This is a genomic window from Acidovorax sp. FG48 (genome assembly GCF_057809085.1).
In genome coordinates, this window is the sequence record NZ_JBMDJH010000004.1 from 24,166 (window position 1) to 42,841 (window position 18,676).

Genomic DNA, 18,676 nt, shown 5'->3' on the forward strand with positions numbered 1-18,676 from the left:
CGGGCACTCGGCCGCAGGTGCCCTGTGTTTGCGCTTGACTAACCGGTCAGCGGTGAATCGCAGAGCACCGCGATGACGACACCAATCCACTTGAGCTGTCACTGGAGGTAGTGGAACCCGGCGTACAGGGTTCAGTTCTTTTTCGAGTTTTGTCGACGATTCCCAAGAAACCGAGATGACCCCTGGTTAGGGCCTGGGCTTCAAGGACCGCTCGGTACTTCACGGCTTGGTAGATGCCACGTTCCAGATCCTGATCCCCAGACAGGAGTGATTTGACCTCCACTCCAACCCATACATCTTCCGTGCGAAAGAAGGCATCGAGCTTGTCACCCGACAACAGTGGATGCTCAGTGGCTGAAAATTTCGGATTCACGACACCGAGTAGCTGTGGATTTCGTAGCACATGATGGCGTAGGTCCTTGTGTGCATCAGACTCCCCTCCTCCCCATCCTCCCCAAGGAACACCTCCGGAGCTGTCGCCGTTTTCATTAGGTTGGAGCAAAGGCGAGAGACCCACACTTTCGAGAACCTTCAGCCAAAGATCACCGTAGGCAAGAATACGAAAATACTCGTCGTTGATCTTGGCCCGTTTTTCAGCGGCGGTCATCAACTCGAAGCCTGGCCAAAACCCTTTCACGCCATCGTCAGGGAGGCCAGCATCGCGCCCCGACTTGAGGACAACTATGGTCGTGATGTGCGGAGGCCTGGACTCAACTGGCCAATCGGCAGTTGCGTTGTGGATGAGTTCGACCACAACTCCCAAGACCTCGCCCATGCCAAGCGCCATGGGCGAACCATCAGGCTTGAGCCTGCCGATATACAGCGCTAGGTCTGAGTAGGTCAGAGGATTTAGAACTCCATCTTTTTGCAAACGTACATGCTCCACCAAATATGGCAGTGCCTTCAGCGCACCCTGCAGGTTCGCCCCGTTGGGCGAAGGGGCCACCCAGTCAGCGGCAGGAATATCCCCAGCTGGATCTGAAAGCTCAAAGAGCGTCCCGTTTTTGAGGGCATCAATATCAGGGCTCTTCCATGCATCCGCGAGTATCTTGTCGAGATTGAGACGCTCTCTTGTATCAAGTGCACTACCCCCAATGTGAGGCTTCAACAGGTACACGCGATCAAGGTGGAGGCGATCAATTCGACGTGTGACGGCCCCTGGTTGGCTCCCTGCAGCGACAATTTCAAAGCCGTAGACAGGCAGTTTTTCCCTAAGGGCGTGAGCTATGGCCTCTTTAGCTGCAAGCCCACGTTTCTTAGCTCCCTTGAGCCAGAATGACGAGGATCCACCCAACACAACGAAGCGTCGGTATCGCCCAACAACGGGATCGTAGACCTCTGCTACTTGGTCATCCCAAACAGTGCAAACCAATCGTCTTCGATCTGCAGTAAAGGCGACCCAAGGTGTGTCGTTCTGGGCGTTTCCAGGGCCTCGGGCGTGAGTATCGATGCCGCAGGTTGCCAACCAAAAATCGCGTGCGCTGCGTACAACCCGTGCATCAGCTGAAGTCATGGACCGCCCTCACCAATAGAAACTGAAAATGAAAGTTGGAATCGGTGGGGTATCCTACGGCGACTTTGACCCGCCGAAGATGGCGAAGGGACACCAAATTGGCAAACGCTTTTCAGGAATCGCTCAAAACCGAAATTGGCCGCGTGGCTCGCCAACAGCTCAAAGATGAGCTGGAGTCGCTGCGCCAATCATCAAAGAAGCAGCGTTCGGATATCGCGGCTCTACGGCGTGACGTTGCCGCCTTGACCAGTGAGTTGAAGAAACTCAAAAAATCGAGTGAGGCTGGGAAGAAAAACGATCATCCGGAAGCTGCTCCAGCCAGTGTTCTGCGCCCTGTTTCGGCCGAAGAACTCGTGCGCCACCGTGAAGCACTGCAGTTGACCCAACTTGAGGTTTCCCTGCTCATCGGGGTCTCTTCCCAAACCATCTACAAGTGGGAGGGAGGCAATGTCGCCCCCCGTGCTCGTCATCTGCCGCTGATTCACCAGTTCCTGAAGCTTGGGAAGCGAGCAGCAAAACACCGTCTTGAAGAGATGGCATCAGCAGGTGGCTAGAAGACTGCTTCTGAACAGTCAGCATCGTCCCTGATGTTTGTGAGTGTGGCCCGCACCTCATCGCTGCAGTGAATTCGCAGGTGCCAGAGGCCTTTCACGTTCTTCAGCCCTGCAAACCTGGCAACCCATGGGGATGAGTGATCACCATCCTCAAGCAACCGAACCAGCACGGAGTTGCGAATCACTTGAGGCCCCGCTTGGGGAGGTTCCTCCCGTTGAGCCAGATTACTTGCCTTCTTCAAGAAGGATTTGACCAGCAGGTACAAACTCACTGAGCCAAGGGGGCCCTTCGGCGTACAAAAAAGGATCTGCCCTGATTTGGACGTAGCGACGGCTGGGCGAGCTTTGAGCCACTCACGTATGGCTGCGGAAGTCTTCGGGCAAAGCGTCAGCGTACGCGGCCGAAGCGTATTGTGGCCGTCAACGTGAACCTTCGAAGGGTTCACCTCTTCCGACTCGGAGGCCTCATAGAGCAGCGAGGACGTTTTTAGAGCGCGGACTTCCTGGGGCGCCAGGCCGAGCCCGAAGAGAATTTGCAGAATAGCTCGATTCCTAACGGAGATTGGGTCAAAGCGATCAGGGTGAGCAAGTAACTTTTCGGCTGCGTGCCAGACATGTGGATCAAGTATCGTGCCGAGAGTGTCTTCCGATTTGGGCTTGTCATTGGTGGTCAGACCAACCAGAGGATTACTATCAACCCAGTTGTGAGCCTTTGCGTAGTTGTAAATGCGGTCGAGCACTCGCCAGTAACGACGCTTGGTTGTCTCATTGCTTGAGGACTCCAGCTTTTCCTTTCGACTAGCAGGGCCCGACTGGAGGAAACCCACAACTGTCGCTGCGTCTACCTCATACCAGGGGATTGGCCGCGACCTTCCTCCTGCCTGGCCCCCCTGCAAGTATTTGCACCAGGTACTCCAGATATGCCGGTAGGTCTCACTATCCCTGATGACTTCTTCGTCTGTAGCGGCGCGAGCAGCTAGCCAGAACTTCAGCAGTTCTGTTTCACTTGGACGATCCGCAGTCAATGGAAATAGCGTATTGGCAGTCATGGTGCGTCAATCAAAGGCAATCGACGACTGAATTATGAGGCCCTATCGATTTTCTGTCACCTTTGAATGGTGGACCCCCTGTATCTTGATAGCAAATTGGATTTAGCAATTGGCCAGGTCATGTAATATAAATGCCTTCGTAAAGTTCAGTGCCAGCCCCAATCTCTGAGTAACTATTAGAGTCATGGCTAGGTGGCCATGAGGGGGGAACGTGAGCCGGATGACCTATCAGGGCGGAAGTGGACAATTCATCAAAGGGAAAGTGTCCTGACACACTTGATGAATCGTGCGAGTTTGCCTGGATCTAAATGATGCTCGTCAGCAGCAATGCCGGTAGCAACAAGAATATCCGAGAGATAGGGCGAATACAGATGGACGTTATCAGGGGTCATGCCGCTGGCAACCGCCAGGGGGCCTCTTGCAGCCATGGCGCGAATTTTCTCCAAATCGGGAGGAGCCCCCGTCGCTGAGCCACTTGTAGTGGGCACAAACCCAGCCATTCGAGCGTTGTCGGCGGCCGTCACTGGGTCAGGTTCCTCAGGCATGTACTTGAACGCAACCGAGGCAAAAAATTCAATACTCGGATGTTCTGCCGCCAAGCGCATCAAAGCCTCGCCCTCCCCTGTCAGGCCGCTTGAATCAACGCCCATGGAATCAGCCCAGATCATATCCAAGCTGGCCTCTACAGCGCGTTGAGCGCTGTGAAGTGGAGACCAACTTAGACAGTTGATCCCGATACAAGAACCTGGGTGGAGGGCTTTCAGCTCTGAGGCCAGACACATAAGCGTCTCATCATCTGCGATGCCGGCATAGGCTGTATCACTAGAGTAATGAGAGATCAAAAACACACCATCAACACCCAATCTAAGTGCTTGATTGACTTCGGCATGGGTAGTTGGCGAATCAATGTGATGGATTACGGGGAAAATACGAGGAGGTTTTTTATTCATCGCACTATGCTATCACTGGTATGAAATTACAACGGATGGCAGAAATAAAAAAAGCCCCATCATCTCCTTACGGAGAATCAGGGGCTTCACTTGATGATTTCATTGGCGGTTCATCTTGAGAATGAAAGGCGCCAAGAATAGATGATATTGATGCGAAATCGCTGACAGTTTTGCAGGTTATGCCTGATGTACTCCAAGCAGGCTCAAGAGCCAGTTGTAGTCATCGCCAGTGGGTGGGATTTCACGCCAGTCAAGCTGGCCATCGTGCTCGACAATAGCGTCGCGACATTTGACGAGCGCAGTATGTGCTTGGGAAAAAACCTCCTGGTTCAAGTCCTTAGCATTACCAGCTGTTGTTGCCAGTGCAAGGGCTTCAATTGCCAAGCAGAGCACTGATTTGGTGTTTCCTTCTGAGTCAACCATGGGATGTCCTTTTCGAAGCTAGGACCGACAGCACCTCAGGAGGGGCATGCCCGTCCTGGGTTGTTGAGCAGCTAGTTAGCCGCGATGAAATCGACACAGACATTGATGTAACCATCATCATCTGCAGAACCGGGCCAGCCTCGTGCACAGGTGCTTAATGCACCAGGCTGGTACTGACAATGACCACAGCCTTCGCATTTGTCGTCGTCCGATATCGAACGCGGAACCGTCACAAGTGATGAATCACGGGATGTCGCTACGGTCGAGGTTGTCATTGCTGATCCCCCCACCGATCCGCGAGACCGAACTCTTCGAGTACGGATGCGAGCTTTTCATTTGCCTCGTAGACCGCGTGCTCGTCATCACACATGCGGTGGTTGAGAGCGGCGGCCTCACGACACAGGGAGGTTTCCAGATCGACTGCAATAGGCTCACCATTGAGGACGGTGAGAGCCTCCTCCTCGTAGGAGACCATGTGACCTGCGCGTGATGCCGCAACAATTCTTGCTGCCCAGCGTTCAGTGTTTGTCATAGGGCGAGTGGGTGATTCAGTGTCATTACGCATTTCGACTCCTGCTTTCTGGGGTGCGGACCCACGCATGCTTATCGAGTAATCACACGCAGGCACTTACTTCTTGGCGAGCAGCATCAAGCCGCCGTCTCCTCGATCGCCTCCTCGCGGAAGAGATCCAGATCCAGTGCATTCATGAACTGGTAGACGTGGAAGGCCTCTTCGAAGGCACGCTTCATACCCGCGAGGGTCTTCACGCGAAGAAGAGGAAGGCACTCAAAAGGCTCGCGATTGACCTCGTACATCACCTCGATGCGTGAGCCTTCGCTTGCGCCCTCGGAGACGCAAATGCGTACAGAAAAATCACCTTCTGGCCAAATGGCAGTTGGTGCCTTGAAGGAAGACGCATCACCTATTGCAGTGACCCAGTGCACGCTGGTGTCGGCTGCTTCCAGGTAGCGCTCAAGTGCGTCAGCAATCTTTCTTGCAAAGATTGGGGATTTTTTGGACGAACCTGTGGTTTGGCTCGATGTGGATGTTGGGTCCATTGGCATGATTGCTCCAGGGGAAGCAGATACACATGCCCCAGCGGGCATGAAGTACCCGCAGGTTGTTGAATACACCAAGTGGTGCGTGAGAGTGCTGTTTTCGCAGAAACGCGTGGCCAGCTGCCAATCAGTGCGCCGCAGTATGCGGTGCATGAATTCGTGCGTACCAATGGTCTCTCGGGGCCATTGAGCTTGTGTTCTTAAATATCTCGCCTTGACGGCAAGGTTCCTGAAATCCCACCTGTGAGACTTGAGGAACCCCCTTGGCATGTGCCAAGAGAGACCTGCAGCGTCAGGGTCGTTGCTTGCGACCTTTCGCTTGCTGCTGTTGCTCAAACTTATCCTGCCAGCGCATCGCCAAGCGGCCAACAATCAGCACGAAGCTAAGTGTCAGCAAGCAAATGGCGTTTGGATCAGTGATGAGTGCATTCATGGTGTGTCCTTTGTACCGAGGAATCTCGGTTGATCAAGGGAGCTTCTTCGACTGCCCATCATCACGCACGCTGTCATGCACGTTCAGAAGCAGCTTGAGAGCTACAACAATGGTTACCAGAGGCAGCGAAAAGATCGCTGCATCCAGCAGGTTTCCTGCAATGCAGGCATCGACGATGCGATCCAGCAGCTTGGAGGCGAAGTGCGGCAGAAGCAGCACAGACGCCAGCCAAGCGTGCTTGGAACGCGCGTATGCGCGCACCATGGTACCGAGAAGCCAGAAGACTCCAAGACCAAGTGGCACCGCGAAGGGCGAGCAGAGCAGGAGAAGTCCGATGGTGTTGGCCATGGTTATCTCCTTCAAAGTTCGCCGGGCCTCTCCCCCGCCAGGGAGATTCCCCGGCTGGGTAAGAAAAGCGAGCACCAGGTGCTCGCAGCGGCATTCCTTGATGGAATGTGTTCATCTGTCAGGCTGGTTGATCACCGGCCGTTTCCGAATTGCGGTCCGATTCCTGGTTAGCGTCGGTACCAGAGCGCTTGGCTTTGAGCTTTTCGGCCTGTTTGAAGGCTTGGATCAGCTGCACCAGCGCCGAGGCGTCAACAGTCACCACCTGGCCCGCGAGTGTTTGCGGATCGACTCCTTCAGCGGCGTTGATGATCTCCTCAGGAACCCCGTTGGATTCGAGAGACTTCACCATGTTGCCGATGGAGGCGTAGATCTGAGTCGCTTGCTTGCGCGGAGGAACCCACTCACGGAAGGCAGAGGGTTTGACCTTGGTCTTGCCGCTGGCCTTTGCTTTCGCGAGCAGCTTGGTAAGTTCTTCACCTGCGTTGTCACCGTGTGCTCGAATCACTTCAATTGCGGTGGAGGCTGCAACCTGGTCGTTGTTGACCATCTCCTGAACATCGGTACTCGCCTGAGCAAGCAACAACATTGCTTCCACGTGCTGAGTTGTTCGCTGGATCTGGTCGGCAACCAGGGACACATCCTTCAGCAGCCGGTAGAGTTTGAGGTAACCACGCGCGATACCAACAGGCCGAAGCTTCAGGCCTTCAGCACTTGTCAGCATGCATGCCACGCGGTCTACATCGTTCCCACGGAAAGGCATGCAAGTCAAATGCTTCAGAGGTACACCGCGTGACTTAGCCAGAAGCGCGGCTTTGGTTCTGCAATGACCATCCACGATGTACTTCAAGCCAGTACCCTGGTCGATTCTCACGATCAGAGGAGGCATTGGTGAGCCCGCAGCGTACGCCTTCGCGAGGCGCTCAATATGCTCAATCACCACGGGGTCGTTGTAATCTCGCTCGTTGAATCCAGGTTCCTCGTGAAGGTCCTCGGGGAGAACCTTGTATGAGTCGTCCTTCTTGACGTTCGTCAATTCGGATTCGGCTGCTTGCGCTTTGAAGGACCGAAGGATTTTGGTTTCTTGCGTTGTCATGTTGATCTCCTAAGAAATCCATGAACGCATCCCACCGTGGGATGCGCCCACGGCGGGTTGAAAAAATTAGATTTGCTCTTCAGCGTCGGCAACTGCCTGGCCGATAAAACCTTCCTGAGTGGTTTGACCAAGATGGTCTTTCACAAGGATGGCTTGACCGACACTAAGGTTGACCAACGACACGATGCTCATGAAGTCGAGCCACTGAACGAATTTCGAGCTGGGTTCCTCATCACTGAGAAACTGCTCACCTGTCAACTTCGCAAACAGCTCACCGCTTGTGCGGATGGTGCTGCGTTCAAAAATGACACCATCGACGATGAGTTCCGCATGCTGCGAGGGCATGATGGCCTGGTCAACGTCTGGATGAGACGAAGCGCTGCTCATGGGTTTCCTTTCGGGAATGCGACGAGCACCGCCACCCATGTGGGCAACGAATGCCCGTCTGGGTTGAAAATCAGTTTGGAATCGGATCAGCGGGTATGGGCGGAAACTCCTCGAAGAGGGGTTCGGGGTCCCAGCCGCTTTCAGACTCGACGTAGATCAAGCGTCCACGCTCAGGGTCAGTGCTGACCTGAAAGGACTTGATCTCCTTGGTCAGCTTCATGCGCTCGCAGTAGGAGTGCACGTTGGAAAAATTCCAGTCTCCGGAAAATGCAGTTTGCATTTGATGGCCAGCTAATTGAAGGCCATGTCCCAAAGGGCATGGCCCGATGGGTTGATGAGTCTGGCGGATCGCCAGTTTGGATGCTGTGTATTTTGGCTCTTCAGCTAGAGCTACGACCAATGGCATAGCCACAGGTTGAAATCACTTCCCAAAGGATCCCACAGTTGAGACGCTTTGGGAAGCCCCCTCGCTTGACGCGAAGGAGACCCCAATTCTAATCGTGAGCAGATTGCACACCCCGAGTCGTCCTGCTCTTCAGGACAAATCAAACCCCTTTGGCGGCTGTCGCTTCAACGATTCTTGAGCTGTATCGCTCACCTTGGAAACGCTCTTGAATGCACTTCGGATTGAAGAGGGCAGACCAGAGGTTTCTTCCAGGTGCTTCAGCTCTTCTTCGGTTAGGTTGCCCAAGTGGGCAGCTGCGCGAATCAGTAGCTCGCAAACTGCATTCGCGTTGGCTTTGATGAAGGTGGTACGGATGGGCATAGTGAATCCATGCTAAACCACGGGCACCCCACTGGTGCTACCCGTGGGGTGTTGATGAATCGCCCGTCGCATAAAGCGAGGGCGCTGACAGGCTTAGAGCCCCAAGTCTGCGAACTTCGTGAACTCAATTGAGCGTCCAGAGTAGATTCCCAAACGACCGTAGATGTACAGCTTGTCGGGATCAAGTCCAGCAGCGATCGCTTCTTTGATGCACAACTTGAACACCTCACGGGTCAAGTCTTCTCCAAGGATGAAGATGCCCCTCTTCCGCTTACCTGATGTCAACGCCTTGAGGAAGGTGAATCCATCGAGTCGCGGAAGCGGTCTCTTTTCATACCGATTGAGCACGGAAAGCACGCTTGAAACGCGCGCCTCGGAAGGCGCTGGGTTCATGCCGGCACTCCCACTTCAAAACCGAAGAGATCTTGCTGAGGCATCGGGGCTGCGCGCTTGCAGAGTTCCTTGACGGCGTGAACAGACAGAAGCACGTTCGCGAGGAGTTTCCCCACCGCACGGAACGGTCCGTAGCAAACACTTTGGCCAAGAAGTTCATGACCTAACGTGACACCCAGGCCTTCAACAAGACTCTCAGGCACCCCCTTGATCCTCGCATGCTCTACAACAGTGAACTGCCGAAGAAGATCTGGGTTGGAGGGATGTGCCAGTTTGGGATCAGTGCTCCGGCGCTTCGAAAAGCCCTTGGTGATGACCGGGCACGACGTACTGTCTGCAGAAACAATCTGCATCTTGAAGTTGGTGCCCTTTCTACCCAGGCGACCTTTCTCCGCGTCCATCTCTTGCTTGCGCTTGAGATATGCCATTTCATCCCAGCTCGGATCATCTTCTGGCACGGGGTCCAGAACTTCGGCCAGCGTGCGTGCCAACGGAGCGGGCCTGGATATCTGACTCAGATCCAGGTCCAAACCCTCAGTCACGGCAACCACTCCCAGACGAGTTCTGGCCTCCAGTTCGTTCCACTCACCTGCATGCAGGATTGTTTCGTGAACGGTGTAGCCAAAATCGCGCAGGGTGTTTCTGAGGATGCACATTGAAGCGGAATTTCTCCAGGGCTTCACGTTTTCCAGCAGGATGGCCACAGGTTGGACCTTGGCGATGATCGCAAGGAACGGGACGATGAGATGACCCACCTCGGGGTGTGACTCCGCATGTCCAGCACCATTCCGGGCTCGCCCAGAAAGGCTCGCTCCGCTGCACGGAATTCCCGCCTCCAGAATCTCAACCTTTGGCAGACTATTCGTCGCTTCAGGGTCAAAAGCCAGGTCCTGCATTGGGGCCGTGAGTGGGATTGTTTTCAAATCCCAAGCATCGTTGTGCTCGTATGCATGCTCTAGCAGCTCTGGGCGGATTTCGTTCGCGAACGCAAGACGTGCCTTGAGCCCCGCGTCGCTCATCCCTGTGTGCAGGGCATGAGTCAGCACCCCACCACCATGGGCGATAGAGCCAATTGCGATGGGCTCACCAGAATCGAGCTTGGCTTTCAGGCGCGCAATGCGCTCCTTCTTAGCAAGTTCGACAGCCATCGGCTGCAGCGTGATCCCGGTATCGTCAATCGTTATTCGGAGCGAGTTGAATCCTTCGAACACTGACAGGGCCTCGCTCGAATTGATGTCGATGATCGGAATCACTTTGTCGCCCTGAACTTTCCGCGAGACGATTCGATCGCCAAACTGATTCAGTTCCAGAATCAATGCATGATTCGCCGTGTCCTTGCGGATGCTGAATCGCATACCTGGCAAGAACCCAGCAATCTTCGCTTTCATTCCTTGGAGCCAGAGGCGGGGACTGCCACGGTGTTCGCCGAGTTTGATTGCTTCATAAGCCTTCATGTTTTCTCCAGAAAAACACGAAGCCGCACCCGTACGGGGATTGGCCCCGTATGGGTTGATGAATCCGCTTACGCGGTGGTGTTCGGCATGTGCCGATTTGTGGTTGCGCTGATTTTTTCAACACCTCAGCTGGGTGTATCAAGGGGAGCCTTACGACTACCGCAGGAATTTTTGGAGAGAGCTTGAAAAGCCCTGTCCAAAAACACCTGATCATTAGGCTGGACGGCCATCCACCGAATGGTGGACGGCCTGCAGCACTAATTGACCTCGTTCGGTCCGTGCACACTCAGGAAATCCCGTGAAGGTTGTCCTGTGTCTGCGCGGCTGAAGTCCCGTGCAGCCTTGAGAGCTTCACGGATCGTCTTGTCTTGAAAAGCTCTTCGCCCTTCAAGTAGCAATGGACCGCTGGACGCTATGGTCCTGTCCAGAAATGGAACCGAAATTTCTTCTGCCTCGGCAATCGCTTTCCGAACGCGGGCAATCCACTTTCCTGGATCGAACGCGCTATTCGTGCGGTGTGTTTTCCAGGCTGCGGATCCATTCCGGAAGTAGTAGCTTGTAGCCACTGCGTACGCTGTGAGCGTGGCCTCGGGAGCGAAGTATTCCATTTCCCATCGGCGTGTCGTTCCACGGCTGTTGCCTACCAGGACCATCAGACCAAAATGGTCAACTGAATCGTCGATGCAAGCAGCTGGCACCTGGACCACACGGATATCGTGATAGATGGTTGTACTCATCGGAGAACCGCTTCACTCGAACATATCTGCAGTTTCCTGCAGCTGGCTGTGGGCTTTGGTTTCATCGGAGCTGCTGGTAGATGAACGCTGCACACGGACACTTACGCGATCGCAAGCGACCTCGACAAAAGCCAGAGCTTCTGCGGACGAGAGGGGAATCTCAACGGTTATGCCCGAGGTGCTTTCCGTGATGACCGATTGGCTGTGATCCCACGTATGTTGGTCATACACCCGCACAGCGTTCATCGAACCCGGTGGAAACTTCGCGACAGCCAGCACTCTCGTACTGAGTTTGGAAGCGTCCTGCTCTGGAATTGAGTCTACAAAACGGAGGTACCGCTCTGCACTCATCTTCTGGCCACGTACCAGACGAACACCAATCTCCGCCTCGTACAGCGCGCCCTTCTTGAACGCTTCGTAAAGCACTGTGTTGACGCGAGTGAGAGAGGAGTCGATACAAGTCCATGTCTCAGATCCATCGTCCCCGCGCTCGCAAGCGAGGGTGACGAAGGCCCGATCAAGATTGCGGTAGTGCCAAGCAATCCACCGATCTTCTGGTGGCTTGCTGGAGGCAAAGGATGAGAATGACACCTTAAGGTGCCCGGTCTCATTGATCATGTGTTGCTCCTAGAAGGGGTCTCCTCGTTTTCAGTGCAATAAGTGACGGTACGCAAAGCTAGCACTGGCGCGGGGGTGGTCTGGGTAGACCGTTGATTTCATTGACTTTCCTGTTCGCTTTGTAAACGGGTATGGTGGCCTCCCACTTTTGAGGTTCACGATGCAGGGTTGGCACACAACGTTTTTGGGGATGCGTGGGCTCCCCCGCGATATCAGCGACTTCGAGATGAAGGCATTTTTCACCTTCGATGGTGCCGAGCGCGACGCAATCAATGCACGCCGAGGTGATTCCCACAAGCTTGGTCTGGCGCTCCATATTGGTTTCCTGCGCATGAGTGGGCGTTTGCTCGGTGCCTTTCGGGTAATTCCAGTAGCCTTGTGGCGCCACCTTGGCAACGAGCTTGGCATTGCAGCACCAGAAGTCGCCTCGCTGAGAGCCATGTATGAACGCGGGCGCACGCTATTCGATCACCAACAAGTAGCCTGCACGGTCCTTGGATTCCAGTGGATGAGCGAGCACCAGCGCCGCTCACTGGTACGTGAACTGCGCGACGAAGTGGCGCGCTGCGCCGACCGCGATCAGCTACTCGTGCGGGCGCGTCAATGGCTGTACAAGAACAAGCTGGTGATCGTGCACGAGCGGGCAATTCGGACACTGATTGCGGCGGCACTTGCCCAGCTTGAAGTTGAAACAGGCACCGCCATCGCCGCCAGCGTTGATCCAGCAACACTTGATCGCTGGCGAGCCTCAGTTTCAGAGCTGCGCCCAGATGGACAAACCCAGCAGAGTTGGCTATGGGCTGCACCGGCGAAACACTCAACCCGCCAAATCAGCGAGGTACTGGAGCGCATCGACCTGCTTTACACGCTGGACGTTCATAAGCACCTGGCAGACATCCCCGATCTCATCTTGCGCCGCTACGCGCGCCGACTTGTCTCCAGGCCGCCCTCAGCCGGAGCCAAGATCAAAGAGCCAGCGCGCACCGTGGAGGTCGCATGCTTTCTTCGGTATTGCCTGTTCACCACCACAGACCAGTTGATCCTTATGGTGCAGCGCCGGATCGCCGATCTGTGGCGTCAGGCTGCCGCCGATGTCCCCGCTACCGTCAATTGGGCCGCAATGTACAAAACGCTGCTCGGCGAACTTGTTGCCTTGAGCGCGCAAGGTGCGGTGCCAGATGCTGAGTTGCGTGCCCGTCTTGAAGCCTTGATCACCGAAACCCAGAAACGCAAACCACCGAGCAGGGCCTCCCTGGTCCGCGAGGGATTGATTGATGGAATTCGCCCCGTGCGGTCGTTGCTCGTCGCCATTGCAAAGCTGCCCTGGCAGGCCACCGGCGAGCATCCTGCCATCGAGTACCTTGCCAAGCTGCAAGCTTTATATCTCAAAGGATCCAGAAAGCTGCCAGTTGAAGTGGTGGCACCAAGTCTGGGAATGATCTGGCAGGTTTCGATCTCCAGCCCAGACCGGGAACGGGCGTTTCAGGCGTTGGAGGTGGCCACCCTGTTTGCCCTGCGCCGCGCGGTGCGCAATGGCTCGGTCTGGATTGAGCACAGCCTGAGCTTTCGGGGTCGTGCGCGCTTGTTCTTCACGGACGAGCGTTGGCAGGCAGAGTCCAAGAAACACTATGCCCGTCTATCGTTACCCAGCAAGGCTGCCACTTTCTTGAAGCCTTTGCTGGCCAGAGTAACTGCCGGTGTCGATGCGGTGGCCGCTGCAGCCCGCAGTGGCGTACTGCGCGTGGATGATGAACTCCATTTGTCGCCATTGCCCGCAGAGGACGAAGACCCAGAAGTGACCAAGCTGCGCGCGGCTTTGGATCACCGCATCGGTGAGGTTCAATTGCCGGAAGTGATTCTGGCCGTTGACGCCCAGGTGCGCTTTAGCTGGATCATGCTCGGACGTGAGCCGCGCTCTACCGACGAGCTGCTGATGGTCTATGCCGGCATCATGGCCCACGGCACCAGTCTGACTGCGGTCGAATGCGCGCGCATGATTCCGCAATTGTCTGCCACCAGCATTCGCCAGGCCATGCGCTGGGCGCGGGACGAACGGCGTCTGAGCCAGGCCTGCCAGGCTGTGCTGGAATTCATGCAGCGACACCCGATTGCCGCCACCTGGGGGCGGTCCGATTTGGCATCTTCTGACATGATGAGCATGGAGACCACCAAACGGGTGTGGCAAGCCCGGCTTGATCCTCGGCGCAACACACCTTCCATTGGAATCTACTCCCATGTAAAAGACCGGTGGGGCATCTTCCATGCGCAGCCCTTTGTGCTCAATGAGCGCCAGGCGGGCGTGGCCATTGAAGGTGTCATCCGCCAAGAAAAGCTGGAGACCAGCCAGCTTGCTGTGGATACCCATGGCTACACCGACTTTGCCATGTCACATGCCCGTTTGCTTGGTTTTGATCTTTGCCCGCGGTTGAAGGAACTCAAACAGCGCCACCTCTTTGTGCCACGCGGCACCAAAGTGCCCGCAGAAATCGCTGCGGTGTGCGAAGCCAATGTCGACGTCGCTTTGATCGAAAAGCATTGGGATAGTCTGGTGCACCTGGCAGCCTCGGTCATGAGCGGACATGCCAGTGCGGTGGCAGCTCTTGCGCGGTTCGGTTCTGCCGCCCAGGGCGATCCAATCTATGAGGCTGGCGTGCAATTGGGGCGGTTGCTGCGTACGGCGTTTTTGGCTGACTACTTTGTCAAGGACGCTTTCAGGAACGAGTTGCGCCGGGTGCTCAATCGGGGCGAGGCTGTTAACGCCCTCAAGCGCGCCATTTATACCGGCCGGATCAGCCCGGCGCAGGCCAAACGTGTCGATGAAATGCAGGCTGTGGCCGATGCGTTGAGCCTGATGGCCAACATCGTGATGGCGTGGAATACCTCACAGATGCAGGCGGTCCTGGATCGCTGGTCGAACCGCCGCCAGGTCATTCCACCGGAACTGATCGGGAAGATTGCGCCCACCAGGCTGGAGAGCATCAACTTGCGGGGTGTGTTTCGCTTCCCGGTTGACCGCTATGCTGACCAAATCCTGCCTTCGCGGCCAAATGCATCGATAACTGGCACCAATGGATGAAACCGACCACGGTTTGACGCCACGAATCGCAGATTTGAAAGTGAACAGGAAAGTCAATGAAATCAACGATCTACCAACACCACCTCCGCGCCAGTGCTAGCTTTTCGTACCGTCACTTATTGCACTGAAAACGAGGAGACCCCATGGTCGGCACGCATGCGGGCGACATGATCGGCGAGATCGCCCTGGCCATCGAGATGGGTGCGGACGCTGTCGACATCGGCAAGACCATCCACCCGCATCCGACGCTGGGCGAGAGCATCGGCATGGCGGCGGAAGTGGCGCATGGCAGCTGCACGGATGTGCCGCCTGCGCGCAAGTAAGTCCGCAGCCAAGCTACCCTGACAAGGCCCGAACTGGCGACGGTTCGGGCCTTGTGCTTTGCGTACCCAAACAATCGCCGCAGAATACTGTGCATTTGTACAGTATTCATGTCAGCCACTTCCAAGCCCAAGCTCTACAACCCACGCCACCCCGAACGCACGCTGCTCTACCAAATGGTAGCCGAGCACTACGAGACCTGGCTAGAGTTGGCCAGCGCGGGTCAGTTCGACGGCCAGGGCGACCACCACACCCCCAAGCCCTTCGTGCGCAAAGCGTTTGCCAAGTATCTTGAGTGCGGCATCTTTGCCCATGGCTTTGCCCGCGCTCGCTGCGGCGACTGTGGGCACGACTACTTTGTAGCCTTCTCCTGCAAAGGCCGGGGAGTCTGCCCCTCGTGCACCACGCGGCGGATGGTGGAGACGGCGGCACACCTGAGCGACCACGTTTTCCCCCGCCTGCCGGTGCGCCAGTGGGTGCTCTCCGTGCCCAAGAGGTTGCGGTACTTCATGCAACGCGACGGAGCGGTGCTGAGCATGGTGCTGCGCATCTTTCTGCGGGTGATCGCACAAACTCTGCAGACCCACAGCCCCGGTGCGGCCCATATGGACAAGGCAGGCCTGCACATCGGTGCCATCGCCTTCATTCACCGATTCGGCTCCAGCCTCAATGAACACGTCCACTTCCACGTTTGTGTGGTGGACGGGGTGTTTGAGGAAGTGGAGGGCGAGGGCGATGCTGATGCGACCCCTCGAATCTCATCGCCGGGTGTCATCTTTCACGCGGCCACCGGCATCGATGCGGCTACCGTGGCCCCAGTGCAGACCACACTGCAAAAACGCATCCTGCGCGCCTTCGTTGCTCGGGGCCTGCTGGAGAACTGTGACGCCAAAGACATGCTGGGCTACAAACACAGCGGCTTCTCGGTGGACGCCGGTGTCTGCATCGAAGCCCACGACCGCGCTGCGCTGGAGCGGCTGCTGCGCTATTGCGCGCGTCCACCGTTTTCCATGGAGCGCCTACGCAAAGAGGGAAGCAAACTGGTGTACCGCTGTGCCAAACAGCGCAGCGAGCCCACCAGTGACAAGCGTGGTGCCAAGGCAGATGAGCTGCACCTCACACCGCTGGAACTGATCGACCGCATCGCCGCGCTGGTGCCACCGCCACGCACCCACCGGCACCGCTACTTTGGTGTGCTGGCACCAAACTCGCCGCTGAGAGCGGCGGTAACGGCGCTGGCTCAGCCTGCTGCGTCGCAACCAGCCACGGTGGAGACTGCACAACCTGGCGCGGGCGTACCTGGGGTGGCGGCGCCGGGCAACGCGGCCACACCCACACCCGAACCTGAAGCACGCCCGAAGCGAGCGGCGCATTACTTGTGGGCGGTGCTGATTGCCCGCATCTACGAGGCATTTCCGCTGCTGTGCCCCATGTGCGGTGGGCAGATGCGCATCATTGCCTTCATCACCCACAGCGCCGAAATCCGCCACATCCTGAACCACATCGGGGTGGAGTCTGCCCCCCCGCACATCACCCCGGCACGCGGGCCACCGCTGTGGGAGGGCTGCGACGCGCCGGTGGATGATGGTGCGCAAGGCGAGCCGGATTGGGATCTGGCAGCTCAACCCGACGAGGTAGACCAGCGCGTCAATTGGTGACCCAGTGAAGCGGCGGTATCCATCGCTGCGGGGAAGCAGCTGCGCGCGCGCCAGGCCCAAATGCATACTGCCTCCCAAGCTCTTGCCATTGAGCGGCAAGCGAGCGCTCAACCTTCCTTGGCCGAACGTGTTTCGAGGCCCAAAACTCGTGCCATACTTGGCCTCATGCGGTTGAATTTCCTATCCGTTGCGCGATTTTGACGCCCAGGGCGTCAAGCTGATCTGGATTGAGCACCCGCCCGGGACGGCGGAATGGGACGGCGTGCGAGACCGCCTGGGGCGGGCTGCGGCGAGCTGAACCAGCCTTGCGCGTTTCACAGCGCCTCACTTCTTCAATGGTCGCGGAATGGAGCGTCCCTTGTCCTTCTCGGCCACGATGAACTCCACAAAGCGCAGATTCTCCGTGGTACTCGGGTTCCAGTGCGAATGGATGGTTCCGGTCGGAACGAACAGGCTCTCCCCGGCGCGCAGCGTGACGGGCGGCTTGCCGTCCTCCTGAAAGATCCCCGTGCCGGACAGGATATGGAAGGTGATCGCCGCCGGGTGAAAGTGCCGGGGGTTGATCCCGCCGGGTGCATATTCCGCCTCGAAGACCATCACTTCCTGGTTGGCCGTATTGGGCAAGACGCGCCTGAGCAGGGGCTCGTGGGGTATGGCGCCCTGCTTCACCTGGGCGGACGGCATCTCTTGTGCCGGCGCCGGTTGCAGCATGGCGCCGAGAACCATGGCCAGTAACGCAAGTGGCTTCTTCATTTGAATCTCCTGGTTGAATCTTTGTTGGATGACAGCCTGGACGGTAGCATCGTGGGTATCTGTTGTGTATCGTTTTTTATCCATCGGATATAACTGTACGGTTTCAACAAGGAGTGCGCATGAAGTCTGTCGATGCCATCGTCCGGCGGGTCACGCTGCGGGAACTCCGGCTGCTGGCCGCCATTGCCCATTCCGGCAGCATCCTGAAGGCGGCGCAGGAGGTGGGCCTGAGCCAGCCCGCGCTATCGAAAGCCCTGGCCGACCTTGAAGAGACGCTGGGCGTGCGTTTGTTCGACCGCACCAACCGTGGCGTCGAGCCAACGCCGCACGGCAGCGTCTTCATCCGCCGGGCGCTTGCGGTGTTTGACGAGATGCGCCGCGGGGTTGAAGAACTCAAGGTCCTCACGGATTCAACTGGTGGCGAGATTCGCATGGGGGGCACGCCCACGATGTGCGGCGGATTTTTGTCGCATGCGGTCGCCAGCATGGGAAGCGAGCGACCGGGCATCCGCTACAAGCTGCTTGAACTGGAGTCCGAGAGGCTGGCCATGGAGGTCAGGAACCGTTTGATTGATATCGGCATTGGCCGCGAGCCGCCGGTTCGCCCGGATGGTGAGTTGTCCTTTGAACGGCTGTTTGACGACCCGCTGTATGTGGTCGCGGGGGCCGACCATCCGCTGGCCCGGCGACGCCGCATCACACTGGCCGATCTGGCGGACCAGCGCTGGGTGCTGCCGATGCCGCAGACGCCTGTCAGCGGACAGCTACGCGCTGCTTTCGAGCGTCAGGGGGCAGCGATGCCGGAGTCCATTGTCACCAGCATGTCCGTGCTGGTTCGCCATGAATTGCTTTCGACGAACCGCTTCCTTACGGTACTCTACGGGTCGATGCTGCAGTTCGGCAACATGCCTTCCAGTCTGCGCATCCTGCCTGTGGAACTGTCTGCGAGACTGTCGATTGGCGTTTACAAACTGGAGGGGCGAACGCTCTCACCCGCTACAGAATTGTTCATTGAAAGCATGAAAACCTTTGCCGCGCGCATGCGTACGGTCAGCGTCGACATGCTCCAGCGTGCGCTGCGGGAGCGCTAG

Annotated in this window: 21 protein-coding genes and 2 pseudogenes; 6 read left to right on the forward strand and 17 right to left on the reverse strand. The window is 56.9% G+C overall.

The features are described 5' to 3' along the window. Positions 1–46: 46 nt before the first annotated feature. Positions 47–1,513 carry a hypothetical protein gene (locus tag ACODSU_RS06895; protein ID WP_488841069.1) on the reverse strand — a complete coding sequence of 489 codons (1,467 nt, stop codon included), beginning with the start codon at positions 1,511–1,513 and terminating at the stop codon, positions 47–49. 98 nt (positions 1,514–1,611) lie between these two features. On the opposite strand from ACODSU_RS06895, the gene ACODSU_RS06900 reads away from it, so the two are divergent. Further along, entirely contained in the window at positions 1,612–2,067 is a 456-nt protein-coding gene (locus ACODSU_RS06900) for a helix-turn-helix domain-containing protein (RefSeq protein ID WP_488841071.1), read from the forward strand. Here the strand turns inward: ACODSU_RS06900 and ACODSU_RS06905 are convergent. From ACODSU_RS06905 to ACODSU_RS06975, 15 genes are all read right to left on the reverse strand, one after another. Continuing rightward, complete coding sequence (locus ACODSU_RS06905; RefSeq protein ID WP_488841073.1) at positions 2,064–3,116, reverse strand: tyrosine-type recombinase/integrase; 1,053 nt, start codon at positions 3,114–3,116, stop codon at positions 2,064–2,066. The two genes, ACODSU_RS06900 and ACODSU_RS06905, sit on opposite strands and share 4 nt — an antisense overlap. A 251-nt stretch (positions 3,117–3,367) precedes the next feature. Continuing rightward, the gene (locus tag ACODSU_RS06910; RefSeq protein WP_488841075.1) at positions 3,368–4,066 is read right to left on the reverse strand and encodes a hypothetical protein; all 699 of its coding nucleotides are present in this window, start codon (positions 4,064–4,066) and stop codon (positions 3,368–3,370) included. Between the two features lie 177 nt (positions 4,067–4,243). Next, entirely contained in the window at positions 4,244–4,489 is a 246-nt protein-coding gene (locus tag ACODSU_RS06915) for a hypothetical protein (protein WP_488841077.1), read from the reverse strand. Positions 4,490–4,760: 271 nt separating this feature from the next. Continuing rightward, a complete protein-coding gene (locus ACODSU_RS06920; protein ID WP_488841078.1) occupies positions 4,761–5,021 on the reverse strand; it encodes a hypothetical protein in 261 nt (86 codons plus the stop codon). Positions 5,022–5,137: 116 nt separating this feature from the next. After that, positions 5,138–5,548 (reverse strand): hypothetical protein, encoded by a 411-nt coding sequence (locus ACODSU_RS06925; protein ID WP_488841080.1) that lies wholly within the window; start codon positions 5,546–5,548, stop codon positions 5,138–5,140. 292 nt (positions 5,549–5,840) lie between these two features. Next, positions 5,841–5,981, reverse strand: a complete 141-nt coding sequence (locus ACODSU_RS06930) for a hypothetical protein (protein WP_436078911.1) — start codon at positions 5,979–5,981, stop codon at positions 5,841–5,843. Between the two features lie 33 nt (positions 5,982–6,014). Then, positions 6,015–6,329, reverse strand: a complete 315-nt coding sequence (locus ACODSU_RS06935) for a hypothetical protein (RefSeq protein ID WP_436078910.1) — start codon at positions 6,327–6,329, stop codon at positions 6,015–6,017. Positions 6,330–6,447: 118 nt separating this feature from the next. Continuing rightward, positions 6,448–7,422 (reverse strand): ParB/RepB/Spo0J family partition protein, encoded by a 975-nt coding sequence (locus ACODSU_RS06940; RefSeq protein ID WP_488841082.1) that lies wholly within the window; start codon positions 7,420–7,422, stop codon positions 6,448–6,450. 66 nt (positions 7,423–7,488) lie between these two features. Further along, on the reverse strand, positions 7,489–7,809 hold the full coding sequence (locus ACODSU_RS06945; protein WP_488841084.1) for a hypothetical protein: 321 nt from the start codon (positions 7,807–7,809) through the stop codon (positions 7,489–7,491). Between the two features lie 70 nt (positions 7,810–7,879). Beyond that, positions 7,880–8,215: a hypothetical protein gene (locus ACODSU_RS06950; protein WP_488841086.1), complete on the reverse strand. Its 336-nt coding sequence runs from the start codon at positions 8,213–8,215 to the stop codon at positions 7,880–7,882. 129 nt (positions 8,216–8,344) lie between these two features. Further along, complete coding sequence (locus tag ACODSU_RS06955) at positions 8,345–8,575, reverse strand: hypothetical protein (RefSeq protein WP_488841088.1); 231 nt, start codon at positions 8,573–8,575, stop codon at positions 8,345–8,347. A 93-nt stretch (positions 8,576–8,668) separates the two neighbouring features. After that, positions 8,669–8,968: a hypothetical protein gene (locus ACODSU_RS06960; RefSeq protein WP_488841090.1), complete on the reverse strand. Its 300-nt coding sequence runs from the start codon at positions 8,966–8,968 to the stop codon at positions 8,669–8,671. Continuing rightward, the gene (locus ACODSU_RS06965; protein WP_488841092.1) at positions 8,965–10,422 is read right to left on the reverse strand and encodes a DNA cytosine methyltransferase; all 1,458 of its coding nucleotides are present in this window, start codon (positions 10,420–10,422) and stop codon (positions 8,965–8,967) included. The genes ACODSU_RS06960 and ACODSU_RS06965 overlap by 4 nt, the downstream gene beginning before the upstream one ends. Positions 10,423–10,679: 257 nt before the next feature. Beyond that, complete coding sequence (locus ACODSU_RS06970) at positions 10,680–11,159, reverse strand: hypothetical protein (protein ID WP_488841093.1); 480 nt, start codon at positions 11,157–11,159, stop codon at positions 10,680–10,682. A 12-nt stretch (positions 11,160–11,171) separates the two neighbouring features. Continuing rightward, positions 11,172–11,777: a hypothetical protein gene (locus tag ACODSU_RS06975; RefSeq protein ID WP_488841095.1), complete on the reverse strand. Its 606-nt coding sequence runs from the start codon at positions 11,775–11,777 to the stop codon at positions 11,172–11,174. A 160-nt stretch (positions 11,778–11,937) separates the two neighbouring features. Between ACODSU_RS06975 and ACODSU_RS06980 the strand changes: the two genes are divergently transcribed. The 4 genes and pseudogenes from ACODSU_RS06980 to ACODSU_RS06995 all read left to right on the forward strand — a co-directional run. Further along, complete coding sequence (locus ACODSU_RS06980; protein WP_003049965.1) at positions 11,938–14,853, forward strand: Tn3-like element IS1071 family transposase; 2,916 nt, start codon at positions 11,938–11,940, stop codon at positions 14,851–14,853. A gap of 134 nt (positions 14,854–14,987) precedes the next feature. Further along, positions 14,988–15,176 (forward strand): annotated as a pseudogene (locus ACODSU_RS06985) (dihydrolipoyl dehydrogenase); the annotation flags it as partial. A 108-nt stretch (positions 15,177–15,284) separates the two neighbouring features. Then, the gene (locus ACODSU_RS06990; protein WP_011117152.1) at positions 15,285–16,832 is read left to right on the forward strand and encodes an IS91-like element ISCR8/ISPps1 family transposase; all 1,548 of its coding nucleotides are present in this window, start codon (positions 15,285–15,287) and stop codon (positions 16,830–16,832) included. A gap of 187 nt (positions 16,833–17,019) precedes the next feature. Next, positions 17,020–17,130, forward strand: a pseudogene (locus ACODSU_RS06995) (Sua5 family C-terminal domain-containing protein); the annotation flags it as partial. A 26-nt stretch (positions 17,131–17,156) separates the two neighbouring features. Here the strand turns inward: ACODSU_RS06995 and ACODSU_RS07000 are convergent. Continuing rightward, the gene (locus ACODSU_RS07000) at positions 17,157–17,585 is read right to left on the reverse strand and encodes a cupin domain-containing protein (RefSeq protein WP_169132477.1); all 429 of its coding nucleotides are present in this window, start codon (positions 17,583–17,585) and stop codon (positions 17,157–17,159) included. Positions 17,586–17,704: 119 nt separating this feature from the next. Between ACODSU_RS07000 and ACODSU_RS07005 the strand changes: the two genes are divergently transcribed. Beyond that, on the forward strand, positions 17,705–18,676 hold the full coding sequence (locus ACODSU_RS07005; RefSeq protein ID WP_169132476.1) for a LysR family transcriptional regulator: 972 nt from the start codon (positions 17,705–17,707) through the stop codon (positions 18,674–18,676).